This window comes from Parabacteroides faecalis, from assembly GCF_022809355.1.
GTDB classification, from domain to species: domain Bacteria; phylum Bacteroidota; class Bacteroidia; order Bacteroidales; family Tannerellaceae; genus Parabacteroides; species Parabacteroides faecalis.
The window spans coordinates 14,738-36,964 of the sequence record NZ_JAKZMM010000003.1 but is presented as its reverse complement, the minus strand read 5'-3'; the positions used below and the strand labels follow the sequence as shown (position 1 = coordinate 36,964).

The 22,227-nt window shown below is 49.3% G+C and carries 16 protein-coding genes and 2 pseudogenes; 9 read left to right on the top strand and 9 right to left on the bottom strand.

The window, feature by feature from the left end; all coding sequences use genetic code 11:
* Positions 1-182: 182 nt before the first annotated feature.
* The 7 genes and pseudogenes from MUN53_RS01535 to MUN53_RS01510 all read right to left on the bottom strand — a co-directional run.
* Positions 183-4,499: pseudogene (locus MUN53_RS01535) on the bottom strand (helicase-related protein); the annotation flags it as partial.
* 753 nt (positions 4,500-5,252) lie between these two features.
* Positions 5,253-5,534, bottom strand: a pseudogene (locus MUN53_RS18405) (Eco57I restriction-modification methylase domain-containing protein); the annotation flags it as partial.
* Between the two features lie 478 nt (positions 5,535-6,012).
* Positions 6,013-6,459, bottom strand: a complete 447-nt coding sequence (locus MUN53_RS01530; RefSeq protein WP_103002423.1) for a DUF1896 domain-containing protein — start codon at positions 6,457-6,459, stop codon at positions 6,013-6,015.
* 240 nt (positions 6,460-6,699) lie between these two features.
* Complete coding sequence (locus MUN53_RS01525) at positions 6,700-8,787, bottom strand: type IA DNA topoisomerase (RefSeq protein WP_103002424.1); 2,088 nt, start codon at positions 8,785-8,787, stop codon at positions 6,700-6,702.
* A gap of 84 nt (positions 8,788-8,871) precedes the next feature.
* The gene (locus MUN53_RS01520) at positions 8,872-10,461 is read right to left on the bottom strand and encodes a DUF3945 domain-containing protein (RefSeq protein ID WP_103002425.1); all 1,590 of its coding nucleotides are present in this window, start codon (positions 10,459-10,461) and stop codon (positions 8,872-8,874) included.
* 32 nt (positions 10,462-10,493) lie between these two features.
* Positions 10,494-10,748, bottom strand: coding sequence for a helix-turn-helix domain-containing protein (locus MUN53_RS01515; RefSeq protein ID WP_374693356.1), 255 nt, complete (start codon positions 10,746-10,748; stop codon positions 10,494-10,496).
* Between the two features lie 115 nt (positions 10,749-10,863).
* Entirely contained in the window at positions 10,864-11,223 is a 360-nt protein-coding gene (locus tag MUN53_RS01510) for a helix-turn-helix domain-containing protein (protein WP_169757561.1), read from the bottom strand.
* 213 nt (positions 11,224-11,436) lie between these two features.
* Here MUN53_RS01510 and MUN53_RS01505 point away from each other — a divergent pair, with 213 nt between their 5' ends.
* Positions 11,437-11,721, top strand: coding sequence for a helix-turn-helix domain-containing protein (locus tag MUN53_RS01505; protein ID WP_103002559.1), 285 nt, complete (start codon positions 11,437-11,439; stop codon positions 11,719-11,721).
* Positions 11,718-12,014 (top strand): helix-turn-helix domain-containing protein, encoded by a 297-nt coding sequence (locus MUN53_RS01500; protein WP_033886815.1) that lies wholly within the window; start codon positions 11,718-11,720, stop codon positions 12,012-12,014. The genes MUN53_RS01505 and MUN53_RS01500 overlap by 4 nt, the downstream gene beginning before the upstream one ends.
* A 92-nt stretch (positions 12,015-12,106) precedes the next feature.
* On the opposite strand, the gene MUN53_RS01495 is transcribed toward MUN53_RS01500, so the two are convergent.
* Together MUN53_RS01495 and MUN53_RS01490 are read right to left on the bottom strand one after the other, a co-directional pair.
* A complete protein-coding gene (locus MUN53_RS01495; RefSeq protein WP_025075424.1) occupies positions 12,107-12,481 on the bottom strand; it encodes a hypothetical protein in 375 nt (124 codons plus the stop codon).
* 11 nt (positions 12,482-12,492) lie between these two features.
* A complete protein-coding gene (locus tag MUN53_RS01490) occupies positions 12,493-13,728 on the bottom strand; it encodes a site-specific integrase (RefSeq protein WP_103002427.1) in 1,236 nt (411 codons plus the stop codon).
* Between the two features lie 391 nt (positions 13,729-14,119).
* Here MUN53_RS01490 and upp point away from each other — a divergent pair, with 391 nt between their 5' ends.
* From upp to ppdK, 7 genes are all read left to right on the top strand, one after another.
* The gene (gene upp / locus MUN53_RS01485) at positions 14,120-14,773 is read left to right on the top strand and encodes a uracil phosphoribosyltransferase (protein ID WP_022455796.1); all 654 of its coding nucleotides are present in this window, start codon (positions 14,120-14,122) and stop codon (positions 14,771-14,773) included.
* 196 nt (positions 14,774-14,969) lie between these two features.
* Positions 14,970-15,872, top strand: a complete 903-nt coding sequence (locus MUN53_RS01480) for a glycosyltransferase family protein (protein ID WP_243323145.1) — start codon at positions 14,970-14,972, stop codon at positions 15,870-15,872.
* Positions 15,873-16,049: 177 nt separating this feature from the next.
* Positions 16,050-16,835 carry an EFR1 family ferrodoxin gene (locus MUN53_RS01475; RefSeq protein ID WP_243323144.1) on the top strand — a complete coding sequence of 262 codons (786 nt, stop codon included), beginning with the start codon at positions 16,050-16,052 and terminating at the stop codon, positions 16,833-16,835.
* Positions 16,836-16,857: 22 nt separating this feature from the next.
* Positions 16,858-17,847 (top strand): TlpA disulfide reductase family protein, encoded by a 990-nt coding sequence (locus tag MUN53_RS01470; RefSeq protein ID WP_243323143.1) that lies wholly within the window; start codon positions 16,858-16,860, stop codon positions 17,845-17,847.
* A gap of 15 nt (positions 17,848-17,862) precedes the next feature.
* Positions 17,863-18,324, top strand: coding sequence for a septal ring lytic transglycosylase RlpA family protein (locus MUN53_RS01465; RefSeq protein ID WP_022455792.1), 462 nt, complete (start codon positions 17,863-17,865; stop codon positions 18,322-18,324).
* A 26-nt stretch (positions 18,325-18,350) separates the two neighbouring features.
* The gene (locus tag MUN53_RS01460) at positions 18,351-19,214 is read left to right on the top strand and encodes a patatin-like phospholipase family protein (RefSeq protein WP_243323142.1); all 864 of its coding nucleotides are present in this window, start codon (positions 18,351-18,353) and stop codon (positions 19,212-19,214) included.
* A 179-nt stretch (positions 19,215-19,393) separates the two neighbouring features.
* On the top strand, positions 19,394-22,114 hold the full coding sequence (ppdK, locus tag MUN53_RS01455) for a pyruvate, phosphate dikinase (protein WP_243323141.1): 2,721 nt from the start codon (positions 19,394-19,396) through the stop codon (positions 22,112-22,114).
* Positions 22,115-22,227: the final 113 nt, after the last annotated feature.

Sequence of the window (22,227 nt, the reverse complement as noted above, 5' to 3'; positions counted from 1 at the left end):
GGAATTTTTTACATAAATGGACATGAATGTATATAACCTAAAATAAGAATAAATTTTAATAAGGGCTGCCCAAAAAGAAAAAAATGCAGTTGCCATCCTATAGATACTTGCAGAAAGGATAAAATTTACTTTTAGACCTTTTGGGATAGCCCTTATTAATACTTCAGATAAAATTCCTTAGGTTATATTTTCAATCCTTTGGACCGGGTTTCCTCCTTGGCATACAGTCCCGGACGCCCGATTATGACATGGTTGGCAACGATACTATCCGCCGGACTGCGTATCTGCGGCGGTGCATTTTCGGGATATTGCGCCTGCCTGTTCCTCACATCTTCCGCTTCCGGCTTGAGCTGTTGCCCTTCATTCTCCTTTTCTGCGACTTCGGGCGTGGGTGGCGCAAGCTCCAGCTGAATTTTTCGGTCAAGGGCGGCAAGTTCGGACTTCAACTGCTTCAGCTCGTCCTCCTTCTTCCACACCTTACCCGCTATCTCCTGTAACTGCGGTATCTCCATCTCCAGCACCTCGTTCTTCGCCTTGTACTGGTCGATGATGGAGGGTATCCTCTCCATCGCGTTGAGGAAGTTGCGGGCGGCGGCCAACGGGTCAGCCATCGCCAGATGCCCGTTGTTGTAGGTGTACTTGTAGTTCCCCTCGACCACGAAGCGGTTGTCGGTGAACTCCAATCCCTCTTTGAGTATCCTTTCGCTCACCACCTTTATCGGAAAACCGTAAAGTTCACCGACCTGCGTGTACAACCCTCCGGTCGTGGCATTCTTGGCTATCTCCTGCAAACGCTTTCCGATGACCTTCTCATCGGCGGAATCCACTCCGTCCACCTTTATTATATTAAGGCGGTTGCCCTCCTTGTCTGTCTTGGCTGCGGCTGTGAACTTCTCCCAATCCTCCGTCATGGCGGTGATGACTGCGTTGTTGTTCTGTAGCTCGCCTGTCTTGGACTCCAACTTGAACTCTGACTCACGCCTGCCCTTGTTGAACGACTTGCGTTCCCCTTCGAGGGAGGCGATACGTTTCTCCAGTTTCGCTTTTTCAAGCAGGTCTGTATTGCCCGAAAGAATGGCCATGTATTCCGAGAAGTTCATACCCGATTTCTCGTCCATCGCACCCTCGTCAATGGTACGCGCCCCCATCGCTCCGCTTTTCAGCTGTGAGATGAAGGTCTGCTTGCAATGAAGCAGGTTGAACTTGTAACTGTCCAGCGACTTCTCCACGGCGTAGATGACGACATCTACATTGTTTCCCGCAAAGTGCTTGGCAATCTCGTTGCCGGCACGCACGCCACGACCGTCACGCTGTTGCAGGTCTGACGGTCGCCACGGTGTATCAAGATGATGGATGGCAACACACCGTTGCTGTGCGTTCACACCCGTTCCGAGCATACTCGTGGAACCGAACAGCACACGTACCGTCCCGGCATTCATGGCGTCTATCACCGCCTTGCGCGCCTTGTCGGCCTTGCACTCCTGTATGAAACGAACCTCATGGCCGGGGATGCCGTAGTCCTCCATCAGTTTGCGCTTGATTTCGGAATAGACGTTCCAGCCGTCGCCCGGCTGATAGGTGCCAAGGTCGGAAAATACAAACTGCGTACCCTTCTGCGAGTCGTACCTGCGGTAATACTCCGCAATCGTCTTGGCGCAGTGGCTCGCCTTGTTGTCGGGGTGGTCCTCATAATGCGGGTCTATCATGCGCATGTCAAGAGCCATCTTGCGGGCATAGTCGGTGGCGATGAGCATCTTCGCCTTTTCCTCCGTTTCAGAAAGTGCCGCTCTGCCCAGCAGCGTGGCATCGCCCGTCTTGGCGAACTGCATCAGCTTCTGTATGAAGTCCTCCTGCTCGGGCGTGGGCGGTATGTGGTGCAGTATCTCGTTCTTGTGCGGACGGTCCACACCCACGTCCTCCGCCGTGCGGTAGTCGGTAATCTCGTTGTAGAAGGCGGCAAGTTCTGGCACCTTGATGAAGTAGCGGAAACGTTCCTTCTGCACCACGTTGTTCGTCACGTTGAACTCGAAGTCGGTGGTCTTTTTGGCGAAAATCGCCGCCCAGGCATCGAAACAGCGGATGTCCTGCCGCTCCAGCTCCTTCGGGCGCAGGTACTTGAAGAGCAGGTACAGCTCCGTCAGTGAGTTGCTGATGGTCGTTCCGGAAAGGAACGTAGCCCCCAAGTCCTTGCCTGTGCGCTCCTGTATGGTGCGGATGGCGAAGAGCATGTTCAGGGCTTTCTGACTGCCTTCCGAGTTGCCCAAGCCCGCCACCCGGTCGTGACGGGTGTTGAAGGTGAGGTTCTTGAACTGGTGGCTCTCATCGACAAACAGGTGGTCGATGCCCATCTGGCGGAAATCCACCACGTCATCGGTGCGTGAGCTGATGGCGTGCTCCACCTTCTGCAGCTTCGCTTCCAGGTTGAACTTGCGCTTCTCCAGTCCTTTGAGCATGGCCCGCGAGATGTCCTTGCCCTGCGCCCGGAGCACTTCGAGGCTCTCCTCCACAGAGTCAAGCTCCGCCTGCAGGATGCGTTGCTGCAACTCGGGCGACTGGGGTATCTTGCCGAACTGGTCGTGCGACATGATGACGCAGTCGTAGTCGTTGTTCTTGATGTTGTTGAAGAAACGCACGCGGTTGGCAGTGGAGAAGTCCTTCTCGGAGGCATAGAGGATGCGGGCGTTGGGATAGGCCGCCTGATAGGTGGCGGCTATCTCCGCCACATTGGCTTTCAGCCCAATAATCATCGGCTTGTGGGCGAGGCCCAGCCGTTTCATCTCGTGCGCCGCCATGCACATTATCAGCGTCTTGCCCGTTCCCACCTCGTGGTCGCATATCCCGCCGCCGTTCTGCTTGAGCATCCACACGCAGTCCTTCTGCGAGGGATAGATGTCCTTCACGCCTCGGCTTGCCAGCCCCTTGAGATCAAGGTCGGGGAAGGTTTGGTGCGAGCCGTCGTACTTCGGACGCACGAAACAGTTGAACTTGCGGTTGTACATCGTCACGAGCCGTTCCTTGAACTCCGGCGACTGCTCTTCGAGCCATTCGGAGAAGCCGTTACGTATCTCGTCAATCTTGGCGTTGGCGAGCTGTATGCCCTCGGCATCGCGCACCTTGATGTCGTTGCCGTTCTCGTCCTCACCGATGCACTTCATCATGTCGGGACAGGTGTTGTGCAGGGCGTGCTTCAGCAGGCTCATGCCGTCGTAGTGGCGGTAGTAGCCCTTCACGCAGAACTCGTCCCAGATCTTGATGTTCTTGCGGTCACACACGGCGGAGAACTCATCCATGCCGGGAGCATAGGCGATGCGGACATCGGTCTCGTAGAGATGGCTCATGTAGGCGGAGTAAATGCCCGTGGGAATCCAACGTTCGCCGAAATTGAAGTCAAGCTCCTCAAAGGTGATACGCTGCGGAGCGGCATCCTGCAATGCCTCCAGCGCAACCTTTGCCTCCGCCAGATGCTCATGTTCTTCGTTATCGGCAATCCATGCCTCGATGCGCTCCGCCTTATCGATGACATTGCCGGCGATGAAACGGTCGCTAATCTCGTAACCGTCCGCCAAAGGATTGAAGAAGACCCTGCCGCGCAGGGCAGTGAGCAGTTCCTCCTCAGTGGTGTCGGTGAGTGAGCGCATATAGTCGAAGTTTACCGTGCCGTACCTGTTGAGCGATGCGGACAGGGCTTCTTCGGGAGAGTCGGCCTGTGCTGTCTCCTCGATAGAGAAGGACACGGGACGCTCGAAGATGTCGGCCTTGACGAACTGACCGTTCTCCTCACGTTCCAATGAGAGGATGTCGCGTCCTGCGGCATCCATCAGCAACAGCTTCACATTCTGCTTGGCATTGAGAGGACCGTAGCGCAGGACAAACTCATCGTAGTAGGTATTGAGATAGCCTCGCTGCTGCTTGTTCTCCTCATGGTTCTCCGCCTCGTAGCTGTACAGATGCTCGTAGGCATCGCGCAGGGAGATGTAGAGCGTCAGCTTCTCTTTCTGGAATCCGCTTACGTCAGTGGGGTGGAACATCGCACCATAGGGCGTGAGGTCTTTCAGATAGCCCACGTTCCTAGCCGCATCAAGTACGATGGATCCTTCACGGTGGTGTGGTTCCAACGTGCAGTCGTAGGGATGCGAAGTAAGGTCAAACGGTTTCCGCTCGGGTTTGGCAGGAGCATTTCCCGTATCTTGGAACAAACCATTTCTCGTTGGCTGCACTGTCGGTTTTGCTGATTGCTCAGTTACATCAGACGTCGGCTTTATTTCGCCTTGGCCGGGCAACTCGTTTTCGGAAGGTGGCTTAATTTCTCCCATCGGGGGTATGAAGATGGGATTGAGCGTGTCTTTTACGCCCTGCCTCCTCAACTGTTCCTGACGGTGGTGCTCCGCTTCCTGCCGCAATGCCACACGCCTTTCGGGTGTCAGCGTCATCATCGTTTCATAGAATCCGTTGATGGGCGGATTGTCCTCCCAGTTGATGTCTGCATAGATGTCACCTGGCAGTGTTTTCTTCTCCTCTTTCGGGGTTTCGTCTGCTTTTTTCTGCGAAGACTGCAATAACGTATTGTCTTGCTTCTTCGGTTTCTCAGCGTGAGCAGATGTGGGACTATTGCCATTCTGCACCTGTTTTGCGGAAGCGGACTTCTTTTTACCCTTCGAGACTGGTTTCTCTTGTGGCAGGGTATATTCCCACAGGTCGAACAAGGTAAGCTGCACAGCCTTCCCGTCCATGGGAAAATCAATGGCAGGTTGTTCTTTCGGCTCTTCCTTGATTTGCGGAACTACTTCCGCTGTCTTGACTTCCTTGTTCGCTGATGAAATGGCATGTGCAGGTGTTTTCTCTACTTTTGGCCCGTCACCAAAAGTCACGCCCTTATAGCGTGCCATGTCCAGCCGTGCGGTCAAATCAGCATCCAGCCGTTTACGGAGGTCCTCGGCGATTCCCGATACACCGCCCTCATGCAGATAGACCATCGCAGGTTTCCCGTAAGGGTCGGTGTCCAGTTTGGCTGTGGAGTGTATGACCAGTTCCGGATGTGCCAGAAGATAGCGGTTGGTCGTCACACGGGTATGGTTGTCCTTCACCGTTTGGGTAAACAGCTGGTCGTCTTCCGTCAGGTTTTCCTTTTGGCTGTTCTTCTGAAGGACAATCAGGTCGCAGCCCACCTCGGTGTTGGCATTCTCCGTGAAGAGGTTGTTGGGCATACGTACCACCGACAGCAAGTCGGCATTCTTCATCATCAGGAAACGGGTGCCGTTGTTGCTCTCGCTGTCCAATACACCCTGTGAGGTGATGAAGGCGACGATGCCACCGTCACGCACGGCATCAAGCCCTTTCAGGAAGAAATAGTTGTGTATCTTCTTTGCCGCCACACGGTACATGATGGAACGCTTCTCGTACTCCGCATCGAACACGGCGATGTCACCGAAAGGTATATTGGAGATGGCAAGGTCAAAATGACCGTTGAAAGGCTTTTCTATCTTCTCAAAGCCCTCCACATGCACCTTTTGGTCGGGATGCAGATGGCGGAGCATCCTGCCCGTCAGCAGGTCTTTCTCGAAAGCCATCACATCGGCTTGGGGTGAGAAATGCAACATGGAGTCCACGAATGCACCCATGCCTGCCGATGGCTCCAGCATACGTGCAAGCACGACACCTTGCCCCGCAAGCACGCCTGCGAGGGTGTCGGTAATCTCCTTCGGGGTATAGAAAGCCGTCAGTACGGAGCCTTTCAGCGAATCGACATATCGTTTGTACTCCGTCTCGTCACGGCTGTTCTCACGGATAAGGCGGTGGAGTTCCGCCGTGGGAGCAAAAAGTTCGAGGTCGGATTTCGCCCAGTGGACGGCATCCGTCAGTTCCTTTGCAGGATTCAGGATGCACTTCAATCCTCCGAAGCCGCAGTATCTGCGCAGTATGTTGCGCTCGGTCTCGGTGGGAGTACGTCCTTCCCGGTCAAGGAGGAATGCCGTCCGTATCGCCTCGATGTTGTCCCTCAGTCTCTGCTTTCGGTTAAACGCCATACTCGGCCAGATAGAGTACGACAGCTCCCGTCAGTTCGCTGTACAGCAGGTCATAGTCCAACGACTGGGCGAAGAGGTCGTCGGATAGATCATAGATGGAGAATACATTATCCACTAATGGCAGCAGCTTTCTAGTAAAGGCTTCCTGCTGCGCTTTGGGAATCTCGTAGGCAAACTCGTTGGCGATAACCTCACGCAGGATGGCGTATCTGGAATGGTGCAGTCCCTTCAGCAGGGTCTGCATCACCAGTTCCTGTGCTCCCTCTATGGGATAGCCCCCACGGCGTGCCTGCTCGTAGGCAGACGCGGCAAGTTCGGCACGGGTCTCGATGAAGGCGGTGTCATCCGCCTGTTCAAAACGGTTCTCTTGAAGATGCTTTTGCAGATAGAGGTGGTAGTACGACAGTTCTTTCTGTTTCTTTTCGTTCTTGTTCATGTCTATTTTGGGATTATAGTGGTGAATACTAAATGTCGGGATAGAAGAAAAAAGCACTCCGGGTATCCCTCCCGAAGTGCCACCACTAAATCCAAAGTAAATCAGTCAAGTCTTAGAAGAACAAGAACGTTTTCGTTAAGCCAGATGAGCAATGATAAGCTCGCTTAATCATTGCCATGGCGAGAAAACGAAGGTTTAAAACCAACGATTAGACTTTGATTCAGTGGCGAAGGTACTCATTTATTTCCTCTTCTGGGAATATTTTCCCTTGTTTTTCACTTCGGGGAAGACAAATACCGTATTATAGTCGGCATCAAAGGCAATGACGGCATCGAAACTCTTGCCCTGCTTGCTCTTGAAGCCTTTCAACAGGGAAGTCTTCCCGGTGGTGAGCAGTTCCCTGATCTCCTCGTCCTTCAGGTCGCGGTTGGCTTTCTGACGGAACACGGGCAGACCGCATTCGGGGTTGTCGCAACGCACAACCTTGCCGTAGAACTGCATCTGTCCCTTGCCACACTTGGGACAGGTGCAGCCGGAGGGCTTGTGGCCGAAAATTTTGTCGCAAGAGAGCAGCTCCGCGGTGATTTCCGTGGTGTAACGCTCTATCTCACCATGGAAGGCGGAGACTTCCTTCTCCCCACGTTCGATGCGTGCCAGCTCCCGTTCCCATTCTCCCGTGAGGGCGGCATCAGCGATGCGCATTTCCTTTACCACGGAATAGAGGGCCAGCCCTTTCTCGGTAGGCACAAGCGACTTCTTGCAGCGTTGCACGTAGCCGCGGGCAAAGAGAGTCTCGATGATGGCGGCACGGGTGGCGGGAGTACCGATGCCGCACTCCTTCATGGCTTGACGGACCTCCTCATCCTCCACGTCCTTACCTGCTGTCTCCATAGCCGACAGCAGGGTAGCCTCAGTATGCAGGGGCTTGGGTTTGGTCTTGCCCTCTGTGAGGCTTACGCCGCATACGGAAAGGGTTTCTCCGCTTTTCCATCCGGGCAGTATCTGCTCCTCGCTGTCCTCGCCCAGTACGGCACGCCACCCCGTTTGACGTATCACGCAGCCCTTGGCGGCAAACTCCGCCTCACCGCTGAGGGCGGTAACGGTGGTGAGTTCCTTGACGCATTTGTCGGAGAAGGCCTCCACCATGCGCCCGGCAATCATCTGATACACGGTGTTGTCCTCCTTGGATAGGAAGAGGGGCTTCTCGCCCGTGACGAGCAGGGCGTGATGGTCGGTCACCTTGCTGCCGTCCACGCTGCGGCGGGTCAGTCTGTCCTTGCGGGGCACCTTGCCTATCCATTCGGGATAGCCACCCAAGAAGGCGAGCAACTTGGGGATCTCATCAAAGACATCTTCGGGGATGTAGCGGCTGCCGGTACGGGGATAGGTGATGAGCTTCTTTTCGTAGAGCTTCTGCGCTATCTCCAGCGTCTTCTCCGCTGTGAAGCCGTGCTTGGCGTTGGCTTCATTCTGCAGGGTGGTGAGGTCGTAGAGCAGCGGCGTGTCTTCCACCTTCTCCTTGCACTCCACCTTTGTAACGAGCAGGGAGGGCTGCGCCTTTACCTTATTATATATGTGCTCCGCCGGGGATTTCTCCTTCCATTTCTCCACGGAAGAGAACTTCACCGTCTGTTCTCCTGTGCCGTCTGTGGACAGATGCACCTGCCAGAAGGCTTCGGGGGTGAAGCGTCTGTTCTCCCAGTAGCGGGCGCACACCATCGCCAGCGTGGGTGTCTGAACACGCCCAAGGGAGTAGGTGCCTCTGCCTGCGGCGATGCTCATGGCCTGCGTAGCGTTGATGCCTACCAGCCAGTCGGCTTCGCTGCGTGCCTTGGCGGCATGGTAAAGGCGGTCGTAACGGTTGCCCGCTTCGAGGTGGCGCAGTCCCTCTCGGATAGCCTTGTCGGTGAGGGAGCTGATCCACAGGCGCACGAAAGGCGTGCGGCAGTCCAGGTAGCTGTAGAGATAGCGGAAGATGAGTTCGCCCTCGCGTCCGGCATCGGTGGCCACGATTATCTGCTCGCTCTCGTTGAAGAGCCTGCCCACGATGCGTATCTGCGTGACTACGCTGGGTTCGGGCTTGTAGCCCTTCTCTGTCTTGGTGTGTCGTGGTTGCAGGGTGAAGGTGTCGGGCAGGATGGGCAGATGCTCACGGACGAAGCCGTGGATGCCGTAGCCTTCGGGCATGGTGAGCTGCACAAGGTGCCCGTAGGCCCATGTGACGGCATAACCGCTGCCTAAGAAATAACCATCTTCTCTCTTTGTCGCGCCCACGATGCGGGCTATCTCACGTGCCACGGAGGGCTTCTCTGCGATAATGGTCTTCATACTGATTTACTTTTTTTCTGTTCTTACTTATTGTTTATGTTCTCATATTTGGGATAATGGTGGATTCAGTGGTGGCACTCCGGCTCATACCTTCATGCCTTTGCTCTTGCGTTTCTCCTGCTTCTGCTGGGTATCGTCCTTCGGAGCGGTCTGTCCCTTCTGCAGCGGCTCGTTGACATTCTTAGTCGCCTCGTTGGTCTTGCCCTGACTGTTGACGGCCACCTGCGTGCGGCTCTCGTTTGCCGGAGCCACCTTCTGGGCGTTGTCGGGATTGGTGTCGTAACGGTAAGGACGACCCTTTTCGGGATTGAAACGGAGGTACATGGTGGAGAGCACACCCTTGTCGTCGGGTACGTTCTCTAACTTGATGGTCTTGCCAGCCACATAGTCGGCTTTCTGCTCCTCGGTGAAGGGTACGTTTTTCCACTTGCTGATGGGACGGATGCTGCCGTCCTCGTTGGTCCACGAGTTGCGACGTTGCTTGCCGGGTTTCTGCTGAGGTGCCTCCTGTGCGAATGAGGGATTCTCCTTGTTGGTCTGCTCCTCCACGGTACGGGGCGACTTGCCCGTGCCGGGTACGAACTCCACGCCTCGCTGTTCCACGTTCACCTGCAGGGTGGTGACAAACTTGCGGCCATCGTTACGCTCGATGAGCTTGTCCTTGACGGGCAGACCGGCACGGAGCATCTCACGCTCCTGCGGGGTAATCTCCGTTTTGCCTATACGTTCGGGAATGCGGATGCGTGCGGCAGGCATGTCGGTAATCTCATTGGTCTTGCGGTCGATACTGATGAAAGAGGGAGTTATCTCTCCCGTGGTCTTGTCCACCAAGTCCACGATTCTGCCGAGATTGCCTGTCTCCCTCAGTGCCTTCTTCTCTTCGGGGGTGAACTTGTGTCCCTTGTACTCGTCGAGTTTCTGCTCCTTGCGGATGAAATGGGGAACGAGCCGCACGTTGCCGTCATCGTCCTTGCGGAAGGAAAGTCGGGCATCGAGGCTGAACGACTCGCCGCCGAAGTTGGGAGTGACACGAACAAGGTCGGACTTGCCGTAGTTGAGCATCTTCTGTAGGTCGCCGGACTGTTCCAGTTCATCCCGCTTCACGCCCCAGTTCTTTTCCAGTGCCTGCCAGTCGATACGGCTTTCGTCAATGGGCTGGTAGCCTTGCCGTTGTTTACTTTCCTGCTTGTTCTCCTGTGCGCTCTGCTGCACGTTTTCCTGTTTTTGTTGCATGTTTTCTTGTTTTTGGGGTTCTACATTGTTTGTTTGATTTTGATTCATTTCTTGCTTCTTGTCTTCCTGCACTTTCTGTTCCTGCGCCACCTGCTTTTCGTAAGCCGATGTGTCCACTTTGTGGGGTGCGAGTAGGTCTGCATTGGCTGCAGGGTCTTTCAGCAACTCCTTCATCACGCCGAGCAGGTTTTCCGCCTGGTCTGCCGCTATACGGTAGAAGCCGAAGCGGCTGGGTTCCTTGCACTGGCGGAAGAAGTTGCGGAAGAAGTTGTCGAGCACGTCACCGTTCTTGTCGAACTGGAGGAAGTCCTTGGAGTTCTCCATCTTTGCCGGCGTGCGCTTGGGAGTGCCGTCCGCCTGTAGTCCGGCCACCACGCTGATTTCGCCCGTCTTCTCGTCACGGACTATCAGCACGTCTTTTTCGTCTTTTTTCTTTGCCATCTTGATTGACTTTAATTGTGAAACATTGATTGTTATCGGATGCGGGCCTTGTAGTCCGCCATCTTCTCTTTCTGGAAACAGTCGATATGCTCCGCAAGGAACCTCTCCACGTCCGACTCCTTGTAGTAGGTCTTCTGACGGAGCATGAGGTAGGGCAGGATGCCCAGTGTGCGGTAGCGTTGCAGTGACCTCTTACTCACCTGCAACATCAGGCAGAGGTCCTGATTGTCGTAAAGCCGCTCGCCGTTGTATATCTTGCGTTCCGTGTCCTCCTCCTGACACGCCATCTGCCGCTGGCTGCGGAAAATCAAGTCGCCAATCATTTTCTCTTGTCTGTCGAGTCGCTCCATGAGGAGGTGGAGCAGCCGTTCTATCTTGTATGTATCCATATCCTGTGTCGTTTTATGTCTGTTTGTCTATGCTTCTTCCTTTTCCTATCCTTACCATATATTGCCTGTGCAGTTCCCCGATGCGTTCCGTATTGCCGCTCATGGAACAGCCGTTCATCATGCGCTCCACGTCCGTGAGGCGGTAGCGGCAGGTGTGTCCCATCAGCGAGAAGGGTATGCGCCCCTCGTCTCGGTAGCGTTGCAGGGTGCGCAGGCTGATGCCGAGCAGGGTGGTCACTTCCTTGCTGGTCAGCCACCGTTCCTGCGGCTGTACAGGCTGTCTGTCCTCATACTTGCGGATGTGCTCCGCTATCTTCTCAATGTGCCCGACCAGTTCCTGAAAGGCGGCACTTTCTATCATTATTACGTTCATAATCAATACTGTTTTTCTTGTTTCTGCTGCAAAATTACAGGGTATGGAAAAGGCGGGCTTATGACTCATATATGACTCATAGAAGATTTTCTTGCGATTGGCTTCGGATGGCGCATTTGTCTGTTCCAGATGCTGCCACCTGCGCTGGAAATGAACGGCTTTGAGGCGTTGCGGCGTAACTTTGCACCGACAATCACAGCAACACTCAGAATCATGGAAGTAGTAATCATTGAAAAAAAGGCGTTCGAGGCACTGATGGCGGATGTCTCGTCGCTGACGGAGAAAGTGAACCGCCTGTGCGGTCGTGAAAGAGACCGCCGTATGGCGAAGTGGATGGACAACGAGGAGGTGTGCCGACTGCTGCGCCTCAGTCCGAGGACCTTGCAGATGATGCGCGACAAGGGCTTGATTGCCTGCTCGCAGATAGGTAAGAAGTTCTATTACCGCAGGGAGGACGTGGCAAGTCTCGTTGTAGGCGGAAAGGAGGGCTGCCTATGAAGCAGGAAATCCTCACGCTGGAGCAGGAACAGGTGGCGGACATGCTTCTCTCGCTGAAAAACAGCCATCGCAGGATTAACCGTTTCATGCAGGAGTACACGCCTCCGCTCAACGGTGACCGTTACCTGACGGACAGGGAGGTGTCGGAGGTCTTGAAGGTGAGCCGCCGCACCTTGCAGAACCTGCGCAACAGCCGTGTGCTGCCGTTCATCCTGCTGGGCGGCAAGGCACTCTACCGGGAGTATGACATACAGCGACTGCTGGAAACGAACTACCGCAAGGCGGATGTATAGTCATGTATAGGGACGAAAAAAAGACGGACGGGCAACCCTGTTGAATGGGATGGTCCGTCCGTCTTTTCGTTTTGTTATGTCTGTCCGGTCTTTCAGTTATTGCCGAAAGTCCAAAGGGGAATGATGATGGCTTGTTGTGCCTCTCTTTCCTTTTTTCTTGTAGCTGTCTCTTTCAGCCATTTCCGGAAGGCATGTGCATAGAAGGTGTTTATCCGATAGGACAAGGCGACGATGATGTCCCAATGGTAGATGTCCACGGAACAGCCGCCCGCCATGCGGATATACTTGCATACCTCATAGTCCACCAACACGCCTGTCTTGCGGATGCGCCTTATCTCCCTGCCTATGGTGGCGGCAGGGAGGTTGAACAGGTCGGCTATCTCCATAAGGGTCATCCACACCTCTTCCTGCGGGTTGCCTTCCATGCGTACGCTTCCGTGCTCGTCTATTCTGATGATTCTTCTCATGGCGTTCCGTGTTAGATGGTCTGACAAATGAACTGTTCCATGGATTCTATCTGCTTGGACAGACGCTCCATGTCGTTGCTTACCTTCTCAGCGGTAATCTTCGCATAGATCTGCGTGCTGCGGATGCTGGTGTGTCCCATCATCTTCGACAGGGTCTCAATCGGCACGCCGTTGGAGAGGCAGATGGTGGTGGCATACGAGTGACGGCTCTGGTGCCAGGTCACGTTCTTGTTGATACCGCATTGCTTGGCGACGGCCTTAATGCCGTATCGGCAATGGGGATAGCAGGGGACGGGCAACAGCCGTCCGCCCTCAGCCATGCCGCTGTACTTCTCAATGATATGCTTGGGAACGTCAAGCAGGCGGATGTTCGATTCCACGCCTGTCTTCTGGCGGTTGGTCTTTATCCACAGATGCCCGTCGAAGGAGGTCTGTAGGTTCTCCTCCGTCAGGTTGTACATGTCCCGCCAGCTCAGTCCCGTGAAGCAGCAGAAGATGAAGAGGTCTCTGATAAGCTCAAAGCTTTTCTTCTTGAACGTGCCGTTGATGAGTGCCGTAATCTCTTCCTTGGTCAGGAAGCCGCGCTTGGTCTCTTCCTTCGTGATGTGGTAGGCATAAAAGGGGTCACGCGCCAGCCAGCCGTTGTTGATGGCGGTGAAGATGATGCTGCGGAAGGGCATCATGTACGACCATACGGTGTTGGTGCAGTGGTTCTTCTCCGTGCGGAGGAACAGCTCGAAGTCGGTGATGAAGGCGGGTGTCAGCTCACGTAGGGCGATGTCACTCATCTTGTAGCGTTGCTTGATGAACTCCGACAAGTGGTTGTACACCACGCAGTATTTCCAGTAGCTGCGCTCGCTCTTCATCTTGCCGACCTGTTTGGCATAGTCCTCGTTGTGCTGCTTGAACACGGCAAGCAGGGTCTTGTGGTTCTGTCCCAGACCCAGGTAGGCGTTGCGCACCTTCTCAGCCGTGACATATCCGTCGGTGTCGCACACTTCCTGATACGCCTTGTTGATGCCAAGCCGTATCTTGTCCAGCATACGGTTGCCCTCCTGTGCCACGAGGCTACGACCCGTCAGTTTGCCCAGTTCCACGTTCCACATTTTCTCCTCCACGTCCAGCTTGCTGCTGAACTGTGATACCTTCCCGTTCACCGTGATGCGGCACATCACGGGAATCATTCCGTTCTTTTTCGGCGCGTTGCGCTTGAGGTAGAACAACACCCTGAAAGTGCTTCTGCTCATACTCTACATTGTTTTTGTTTGCAAAATTATTCCATGTAGAGCTGAAAGGCTGTAAGCAAACCGCAGCACATCGGCGCAATCACATCCGCTTCACGTCTTTTTTGTCCTTTTCCCGCAGGCAACATCAGATATTACCCTAATTTTGCCTCCCGAAACGCTGTATTTCGATAGTTTACAGCCATTTCCTCACGGGCTTTTCAGACCTCCTCGCCAGCGAAAAGAGTAACGGGATAGTAACGAAACTCTTGCTTCAACTGACTTTTCTGTGGCATCTGTTGTCTGCACAGAGAATCCAACTAAATCAATTAATCCGCTCATTCTCACAGATTTTTCATCATTCTGCCCTCATTCTCAGTTTTTTGTTGTATCTTTGCAGAAAAAACAGAACAGCATGGAAATAATCAACTTGGGAGCAACCAATTCTATCTTAAATCAGTTCGTTGCCGAACTTCGGGACGTCACTATTCAGACTGACAGTTTACGATTCCGTAGAAACATTGAACGGATCGGAGAAATTCTTTCATACGAAATCAGCAAGCAAATCTCTTATGAGAACAAAAATGTCCAGACACCATTAGGACGAGCTTCTTTAATGGTACCTTGCTCACAAGTTGTGATCAGTACTATTCTGCGAGCTGGCCTTCCTTTTCACCAAGGATTTCTGAATTATTTCGATCATGCCGAAAATGCTTTTGTATCGGCTTATCGAAAATACAAAGATCGCTTGAATTTTGACATTCACATTGAATATATAGCATCTCCCCGACTTAATGGGAAAACATTGATCATTACAGATCCCATGTTAGCCACTGGAAGCTCCATGGAACTGGCCTTTCAGGCTCTTCTCACAAAAGGCGAACCAGAACATATTCATGTAGCCTCTATTATTGCCAGCAAACAAGCGATCCATTATATAAAGGAAAAGATGCCTGCCGAAAAAACAACTGTTTGGGTCGCAGCCATCGACGATCAGTTAGATGAGCATTCCTACATCGTACCAGGTTTAGGCGACGCAGGCGACCTTGCATTCGGAATTAAAGAATAAGGCGAATATAAATCGGAAGAAAGAATAAATCATTGACAGCAGATTATACGTGGAATAAGTTACAGAGCAGAAGCAAGCTCTTAAAAACAAACCAAGTAGTCAAGCACAAAATTTCTTCATTTTTCCTATATCCGTCTTTAAAATTCAATTACCTTTGTCCTATAATATAAATAACACAATTTTAAATTAAGTACACATGAAACCTACATTATTTGTATTAGCAGCCGGAATGGGTAGCCGTTACGGTGGTTTGAAACAGTTGGACGGACTAGGTCCTAACGGAGAAACAATCATGGACTATTCTATCTTCGACGCCATCCGTGGTGGTTTCGGCAAATTGGTTTTTGTCATCCGCAAATCATTCGAACAAGACTTCCGTGAAAAGATTGTAGCCAAATATGAAAATCATATTCCAGTAGAAGTGGTATTTCAAGATTTGAACGACCTGCCTGCAGGATTTACTTGCCCAGAAGGAAGACAGAAACCTTGGGGAACCAATCATGCTGTTTTGATGGGTAAAGATGTAATCAAAGAACCATTTGCTGTAATTAATGCAGACGACTTCTATGGACGTGACAGCTTCGCTGTTTTAGGTAAGTGGCTTTCAGAAATGGATGGTAAACAAAACCAATACTGCATGGTGGGTTACCGTGTTGGTAACACATTAAGTGAAAGTGGTTCTGTAGCTCGTGGTGTATGCGAAACCAATGCCGAAGGTTATTTAACGGGCGTTGTTGAACGTACAGCTATCGAACGCATTGATGGAGAAATTCAATTCAAAGACGAAAACGGAGAAAAAGTGGTATTAGAAGAAAATACTCCTGTTTCTATGAACATGTGGGGTTTCACTCCTGATTATTTCAAATACTCTGAAGATTATTTTGCTGAATTCCTGAAGGCAAACATCAGTAATCTGAAATGTGAATACTTCATTCCGCTTATGGTAAACGAGTTAATTACCAAAGGAAAGGCAACAGTCAAAGTATTGGATACAACTTCTAAATGGTTTGGTGTAACTTATGCTGCCGATCGCCAAGGTGTTGTTGATAAAATCCAGGCATTAGTCAATGCAGGAGAATATCCTGAAAAACTATTCTAATGACAGATTCATTTATTTAAATACATTTACTTGCCGGCGACTATTTTTTCATTCACAAAAAGTAGTTGCCGGTTTTTATTTTTCAGGAATATCTTTCAATAATCAAGGCTGTAACCCAACATCTATTGTGATACCGATTTTTATATTTATCTTTGTTGGACACAAGGTTACACGTATATGATATTCTATTTTTCAGCAACAGGTAATTCTTATTGGACAGCTCAGTTATTAAGCAATCACTTCAATTTGCCGCTTATTTCTGTTACGGAAGCAGTCAAGAAAGCGTCTTATCAATTTGATATATCCAACGCATCCTTGATCTTGTTTGTCTTCCCTGTTCATTCATGGGGACCAGCCTTATCCATGTTGTCTTTTATTCGACAACTGGAATTTGCCGGTTATAATCATCAACCTATTTATGCAATCTGTACATGCGGTGATGATTGTGGGCAAACAGACAAAGTCATTCAAAACGAATTGCGACAAAAAGGATGGATACTGAATGATTGTTTTTCTATAATCATGCCAAACAGTTACATTCTTCTTCCAGGCTTTGATGTTGACTCACCAGCAATAGAAAAACAGAAATTAGAAAAAGCCCCTCACCAAATACAAGAGATCATAAAGGCGATTGAAAGCGGAAAGAAAACTTCCTTGTTGTATCATCCGGGAAGTGCCGCCTGGCTAAAAACTAAATTAATCTATGCTGGTTTCAGTAAATTCATTAAGGGGAAAACGCATTTTCGGGTGACAAACACATGTATTTCTTGCGGACTTTGTGTAAAAGTCTGCCCGGAAAACAACATTCACCTAAATAATATGAAGCAGCCTGAATGGAGTGATCAATGTGTACAATGCCTGGCATGTATTCATCGTTGTCCGGAACATTCCATTGAATATGGAAAAATAACCCAACACAAAGGAAGATATAAAAATCCAAACGTATATCCAACACAAGTATAATCATATAAGAAAATAACATCGCATGAAAAAATTCAGTTTAGCAGCATTATTAGCTTCTGCTTTATTTGTAAGTTGTCAATCTACTCCGGAAGGATACAAAATTGAAGGTGAAGTAGAAGGTGTACAAGAAGGAAAAATCTATTTAAAGTCATTTCGAAACAAAATGTTCTTTGATGTTGATACAGCTGAGATTGTAAACGGGAAATTTACATTCCAAGGGAAAGTTGAACAGCCTTTACTGTATGGATTGGCGACAGAAGATATGAGTTATCCATCCCAATTCTTTTTAGACAACCAAAACATAAAACTTACACTGGATACGGAAGACGGTGAAATAGAAAAGATAGAGAACTCTCCTCTTAACCAGCTATTTCTCGACAATCAAGAGGATGTAACAGAAGAAGGTTATGACATTGATAAGCTGGTCAGTGAAAATCCAGCTTCTCCGGTAGCAGCCTTTTTCCTGTATCGATACTTCACTTATCAGTTACCACTTGAACAGTTAAAAGCGACTCGTGCCAAATTATCCCCTACTCTGTCCTCTTGTCCTTACGTTAAAGATTTGGATCAAATCATTCTGACTCTTGAAAGCGTACAGATCGGAAAACCGGCACCCAACTTTACACTTCCAGATACAGCAGGAGTCAATGTCTCATTAGCTGACTTCAAAGGGAAATATGTTTTACTCGACTTTTGGGCATCCTGGTGTCCGCCTTGCCGGAAAGAAAATCCCAATGTAGTTGCTGCTTATCAGAAGTATAAAGATAAGAATTTTACAATCCTGGGAGTTTCACTAGATAAAGATAAAGCACGTTGGATGAAAGGCATTCAAGACGATCAGCTGACATGGACTCATGTATCCGACTTAAAATACTGGGATTCGGAAGTTCCTGCTTTATATGCTGTACGTGGTATTCCTGCCAACTTCCTGATCGATCCGAACGGTATTATCATAGCTAAAGACTTGCGAGAGGATGCTTTACAAGAGAAGCTAGAAGAAATACTGAAATAATAGAAACTCTGACAAATGATTCAGTTCGTGATCCGCTCATTACTTTTCGGCTTGTTCATAATAGGAAATATAGATTTTTCTTATGGACAGGAAGAAGGTCTTGCTTCTTATTATCACAACCGATTTCATGGCCGAAAAGCAGCGAGCGGATACGTTCACGACAACGATGATTTTGTAGCGGCGCATCGTACATTACCTTTCGGCACTTTTGTCCGTGTAACAAATCTGAAAAACATGAAAAGCGTCATCGTCTCCATTATGGATCGTGGCCCTCGACGGAAAAGCCGTATCATCGATGTTTCGAAATCAGCAGCTGAAGTCCTCGACTTTATCAAAGCGGGTGTTACACGCGTACGGATCGAAGTTGTTCCCGGTCCGATTGACCTTCGATATCTGGATCTGATGCGCCCAACTATTCCCTTTTTACCGGTAGAGCAGCGAGAAGAAACACCTCCGTTTATCTATCCAAAAGAATAAATAGATATATAATATAAGGTATATATATGAGAACAGACATAGCAACAGGATTAGTCTTGGAAGGTGGAGGAATGCGTGGAATCTTCACCGTCGGTGTATTAGATTACCTCATGGACAATCAACTTTGGTTTCCATATGTGATTGGTGTATCAGCAGGCGCCAGCAATGGTATTTCTTATATTTCCCGACAACGTGGACGGTCCTATTTCAGCAATATAGAACTACTCCAAAAACATAATTACATCGGTATAAAACACTTGCTGAAAGGGAACGGATACATTGACCTGAATTTCCTGTTCTATGAATATCCAGACAAATATTATCCATTCGATTTTGAGGCATACAAAGCATATCCGGGTCGTTTCGTGATGGTTACCAGTAACTGCCTCACTGGTAAAGCCGAGTATATCGAAGAAAGACAAGATTTCAAACGGACTATTGATGCCTGTAAAGCATCCTGTTCTTTGCCGGTGATGTGCCCAATCTCGTATGTTGACCATATACCAATGGTAGACGGAGGTGTCTGCGATGCCATTCCTATCCAACGAGCCATAGACGAAGGCTTTAAACAGAATGTCATAATCCTGACCCGCAACAAAGGATACCGGAAAGCTGATAAAGAGTTTTATCTACCTTCTTTTATTTATCATCAATATCCAGCCATACAGGAACGACTGCGTATGCGTTATAAAAACTACAACCATGTACTGGATTATATTGATTCTCTGGAAGCTGAAGGAAAAGCCCTTGTTATCCGGCCACAAAAGCCTTTACAAGTTACCCGAACAGAAAGAAATATCTCCAAATTACATGCATTATATGAAGAAGGATATGCTTGCGCACAACAATTAGGAAAGCAATTAAAAGAAGTTTGCACAAGGAAGAAATAGGCAGTCATCAAATTTCCGCACACAAATATAAGGAATAAAAACGAATCAAACTATACTATGGTTTAAAAACATATAAAAAACTATAACCCAAAACAGGTCGAAAAATATATAAAACCATATATTTGCAGGAGTTTAAGATGAGAAACAAAACTAACATCTAAGTTAAAACTAATTATATTATGGAGAAAAAAAGAGTCTATACCTTCGGTAATGGTCACGCTGAAGGAAAAGCAGACATGAGAAACCTATTAGGTGGTAAAGGTGCAAACCTTGCCGAAATGAACTTGATCGGCGTTCCTGTTCCTCCCGGTTTTACAATTACAACTGAAGTTTGTAATGAATACTTCGAAAAAGGGAAAGACGCTGTTGTTGAGTTATTGAAAGACGACGTAGAAAAATCTATTAAAGGCGTAGAAGAATTGATGAAATCAAAATTCGGCGACGTAGAGAATCCTTTATTGGTTTCTGTCCGTTCAGGAGCTCGTGCTTCTATGCCGGGAATGATGGATACTATCCTTAACTTAGGTTTGAACGACGAAGTTGTTGCCGGATTAGCCCGTAAAACAGGAAACGAACGTTTTGCGTGGGATTCATATCGCCGTTTCGTACAAATGTACGGTGACGTTGTATTGGGTATGAAACCGACCAACAAAGAAGATATTGATCCGTTTGAAGCAATCATCGAAGATGTTAAGAAGAATAAAGGTGTTCGCTTAGACAATGAACTGGAAGTTGCCGACCTGAAAGAATTGGTTGTTCGCTTTAAAGAGGCTGTAAAAGCGCAGACAGGTAAAGATTTCCCAAACAACGCTTACGAACAGTTGTGGGGTGCTATCTGTGCCGTATTTGACTCTTGGATGAACGAACGTGCTATTCTTTACCGTAAAATGGAAGGTATTCCTGCTGAATGGGGAACAGCTGTTAACGTTCAGGCCATGGTATTTGGAAACATGGGCGATACTTCGGCTACAGGTGTTTGCTTCTCTCGTGATGCTGCTACCGGCGAAGACTTGTTCAATGGTGAATATTTGATCAATGCACAAGGAGAAGATGTTGTAGCAGGTATTCGTACTCCGCAACAGATTACTAAGATCGGTTCTCAGCGTTGGGCAAAATTACAAGGTATTTCAGAAGAAGTACGTGCCAGCAAATATCCGTCTATGGAAGAAGCGATGCCGGCTATCTATAAAGAATTGGATGAACTCCAGACGAAGCTTGAAAACCATTACCATGATATGCAAGATATGGAATTTACAGTTCAGGAAGGTAAGTTGTGGTTCTTGCAGACTCGTAATGGTAAACGTACTGGTGCAGCCATGGTTCGGATTGCAATGGAAATGCTGGAACAAGGTTTGATCGACGAAAAGACGGCTGTTCTGCGTTGCGAACCAAACAAACTGGACGAATTGCTTCATCCGGTATTTGATAAAGAAGCTTTGCGTCAGGCTAAAGTATTGACTCGCGGTTTACCGGCATCTCCGGGTGCAGCTTGCGGTCAGATTGTATTCTTTGCAGAAGATGCAGCAAAATGGCGTGCCGATGGTCACCGTGTCGTATTAGTCCGTATCGAAACTTCTCCGGAAGACTTGGCTGGTATGACCGTTGCAGAAGGTATTTTGACAGCTCGCGGAGGTATGACTTCTCACGCTGCTGTTGTTGCCCGCGGTATGGGTAAATGTTGTGTATCTGGTGCTGGTGCCATCAATGTAGATTATAAAGCACGTACCGTAGAAATTGATGGTGTATTGCTGAAAGAAGGTGATTTCATCTCTTTGAATGGTAGTACCGGAGAAGTTTATCAAGGTGAAGTTCCTACAAAAGCAGCTGAAGTTTCAGGAGATTTCGCTAAGTTAATGAACTTGTGTGATAAATATACTCGTCTGAAAGTACGTACCAACGCTGATACGCCGCATGATGCAGAAGTAGCTCGCAGCTTTGGTGCCGTTGGTATCGGTTTGTGTCGTACAGAGCACATGTTCTTCGACAATCAGAAGATCGTTGCCATGCGTGAAATGATCTTGGCTCCGGATGTAGAAGGACGTCGTAAAGCTTTGGCTAAATTATTACCTTACCAGAAAGCTGATTTCAAAGGTATCTTCAAAGCCATGGATGGTTGTCCGGTGAATGTACGTCTGCTCGATCCTCCTTTGCATGAATTCGTTCCTCACGATCAGAAAGGTCAGGAAGAAATGGCAAAGGCAATGGGTGTAACCGTAGAATACATTCGTCAGCGTGTAGAAAACTTATGCGAACACAACCCGATGTTAGGTCACCGTGGTTGCCGTCTGGGTAATACTTATCCGGAAATTACGGAAATGCAGACTGAGGCAATTCTGGGAGCAGCTATTGAATTGAAGAAAGAAGGTTACGATCCTCATCCGGAAATCATGGTTCCATTGACTGGTATCTTGTATGAATTCGAGGCACAGGAAAAAGTAATCCGCGCAACAGCAGCTGCATTGTTCGAAAAAGAAGGTATTGAAATCCCATTCAAAGTAGGTACAATGATTGAGATTCCGCGTGCAGCTCTGACTGCCAACCGTATCGCTTCTCGTGCTGAATACTTCTCATTCGGAACAAACGACTTGACTCAGATGACATTCGGTTATTCTCGCGACGACATCGCTTCCTTCTTACCTGTTTACTTGGAAAAGAAGATCCTGAAAGTCGATCCGTTCCAGGTATTAGACCAGAATGGTGTAGGTCAGTTGGTTCAGATGGCAGTAGAAAAAGGTCGTTCAGTACGTCCGGAACTGAAATGCGGTATTTGTGGTGAACATGGTGGTGAACCTTCATCTGTGAAGTTCTGCCATAAAGTAGGATTAGACTACGTTTCTTGTTCTCCGTTCCGCGTACCTATCGCTCGTTTGGCTGCGGCTCAAGCTGCTATTGAAGGATAAAAAGTTTTTTGAAATAATACAGAAGAAGAGGGATTTGTCCGTTGGGCAAATCTCTCTTTTTGTCTTCTTCTACCTGAACTCTTCCTTTTTCTCCATCTTCTACACTCCTTCTC

What these genes read in the sequence shown, in the direction of transcription:
- MUN53_RS01530 (WP_103002423.1), bottom strand. Translation starts at nt 6,459, where the DNA reads ATGAACAAGAACGAAAAGAAACAGAAAGAACTGTCGTACTACCACCTC.
- MUN53_RS01525 (WP_103002424.1), bottom strand. Translation starts at nt 8,787, where the DNA reads ATGAAGACCATTATCGCAGAGAAGCCCTCCGTGGCACGTGAGATAGCC.
- MUN53_RS01520 (WP_103002425.1), bottom strand. Translation starts at nt 10,461, where the DNA reads ATGGCAAAGAAAAAAGACGAAAAAGACGTGCTGATAGTCCGTGACGAG.
- MUN53_RS01515 (WP_374693356.1), bottom strand. Translation starts at nt 10,748, where the DNA reads ATGGCGTGTCAGGAGGAGGACACGGAACGCAAGATATACAACGGCGAG.
- MUN53_RS01510 (WP_169757561.1), bottom strand. Translation starts at nt 11,223, where the DNA reads ATGAACGTAATAATGATAGAAAGTGCCGCCTTTCAGGAACTGGTCGGG.
- MUN53_RS01505 (WP_103002559.1), top strand. Translation starts at nt 11,437, where the DNA reads ATGGAAGTAGTAATCATTGAAAAAAAGGCGTTCGAGGCACTGATGGCG.
- MUN53_RS01500 (WP_033886815.1), top strand. Translation starts at nt 11,718, where the DNA reads ATGAAGCAGGAAATCCTCACGCTGGAGCAGGAACAGGTGGCGGACATG.
- MUN53_RS01495 (WP_025075424.1), bottom strand. Translation starts at nt 12,481, where the DNA reads ATGAGAAGAATCATCAGAATAGACGAGCACGGAAGCGTACGCATGGAA.
- MUN53_RS01490 (WP_103002427.1), bottom strand. Translation starts at nt 13,728, where the DNA reads ATGAGCAGAAGCACTTTCAGGGTGTTGTTCTACCTCAAGCGCAACGCG.
- upp (WP_022455796.1), top strand. Translation starts at nt 14,120, where the DNA reads ATGGAAATAATCAACTTGGGAGCAACCAATTCTATCTTAAATCAGTTC.
- MUN53_RS01480 (WP_243323145.1), top strand. Translation starts at nt 14,970, where the DNA reads ATGAAACCTACATTATTTGTATTAGCAGCCGGAATGGGTAGCCGTTAC.
- MUN53_RS01475 (WP_243323144.1), top strand. Translation starts at nt 16,050, where the DNA reads ATGATATTCTATTTTTCAGCAACAGGTAATTCTTATTGGACAGCTCAG.
- MUN53_RS01470 (WP_243323143.1), top strand. Translation starts at nt 16,858, where the DNA reads ATGAAAAAATTCAGTTTAGCAGCATTATTAGCTTCTGCTTTATTTGTA.
- MUN53_RS01465 (WP_022455792.1), top strand. Translation starts at nt 17,863, where the DNA reads ATGATTCAGTTCGTGATCCGCTCATTACTTTTCGGCTTGTTCATAATA.
- MUN53_RS01460 (WP_243323142.1), top strand. Translation starts at nt 18,351, where the DNA reads ATGAGAACAGACATAGCAACAGGATTAGTCTTGGAAGGTGGAGGAATG.
- ppdK (WP_243323141.1), top strand. Translation starts at nt 19,394, where the DNA reads ATGGAGAAAAAAAGAGTCTATACCTTCGGTAATGGTCACGCTGAAGGA.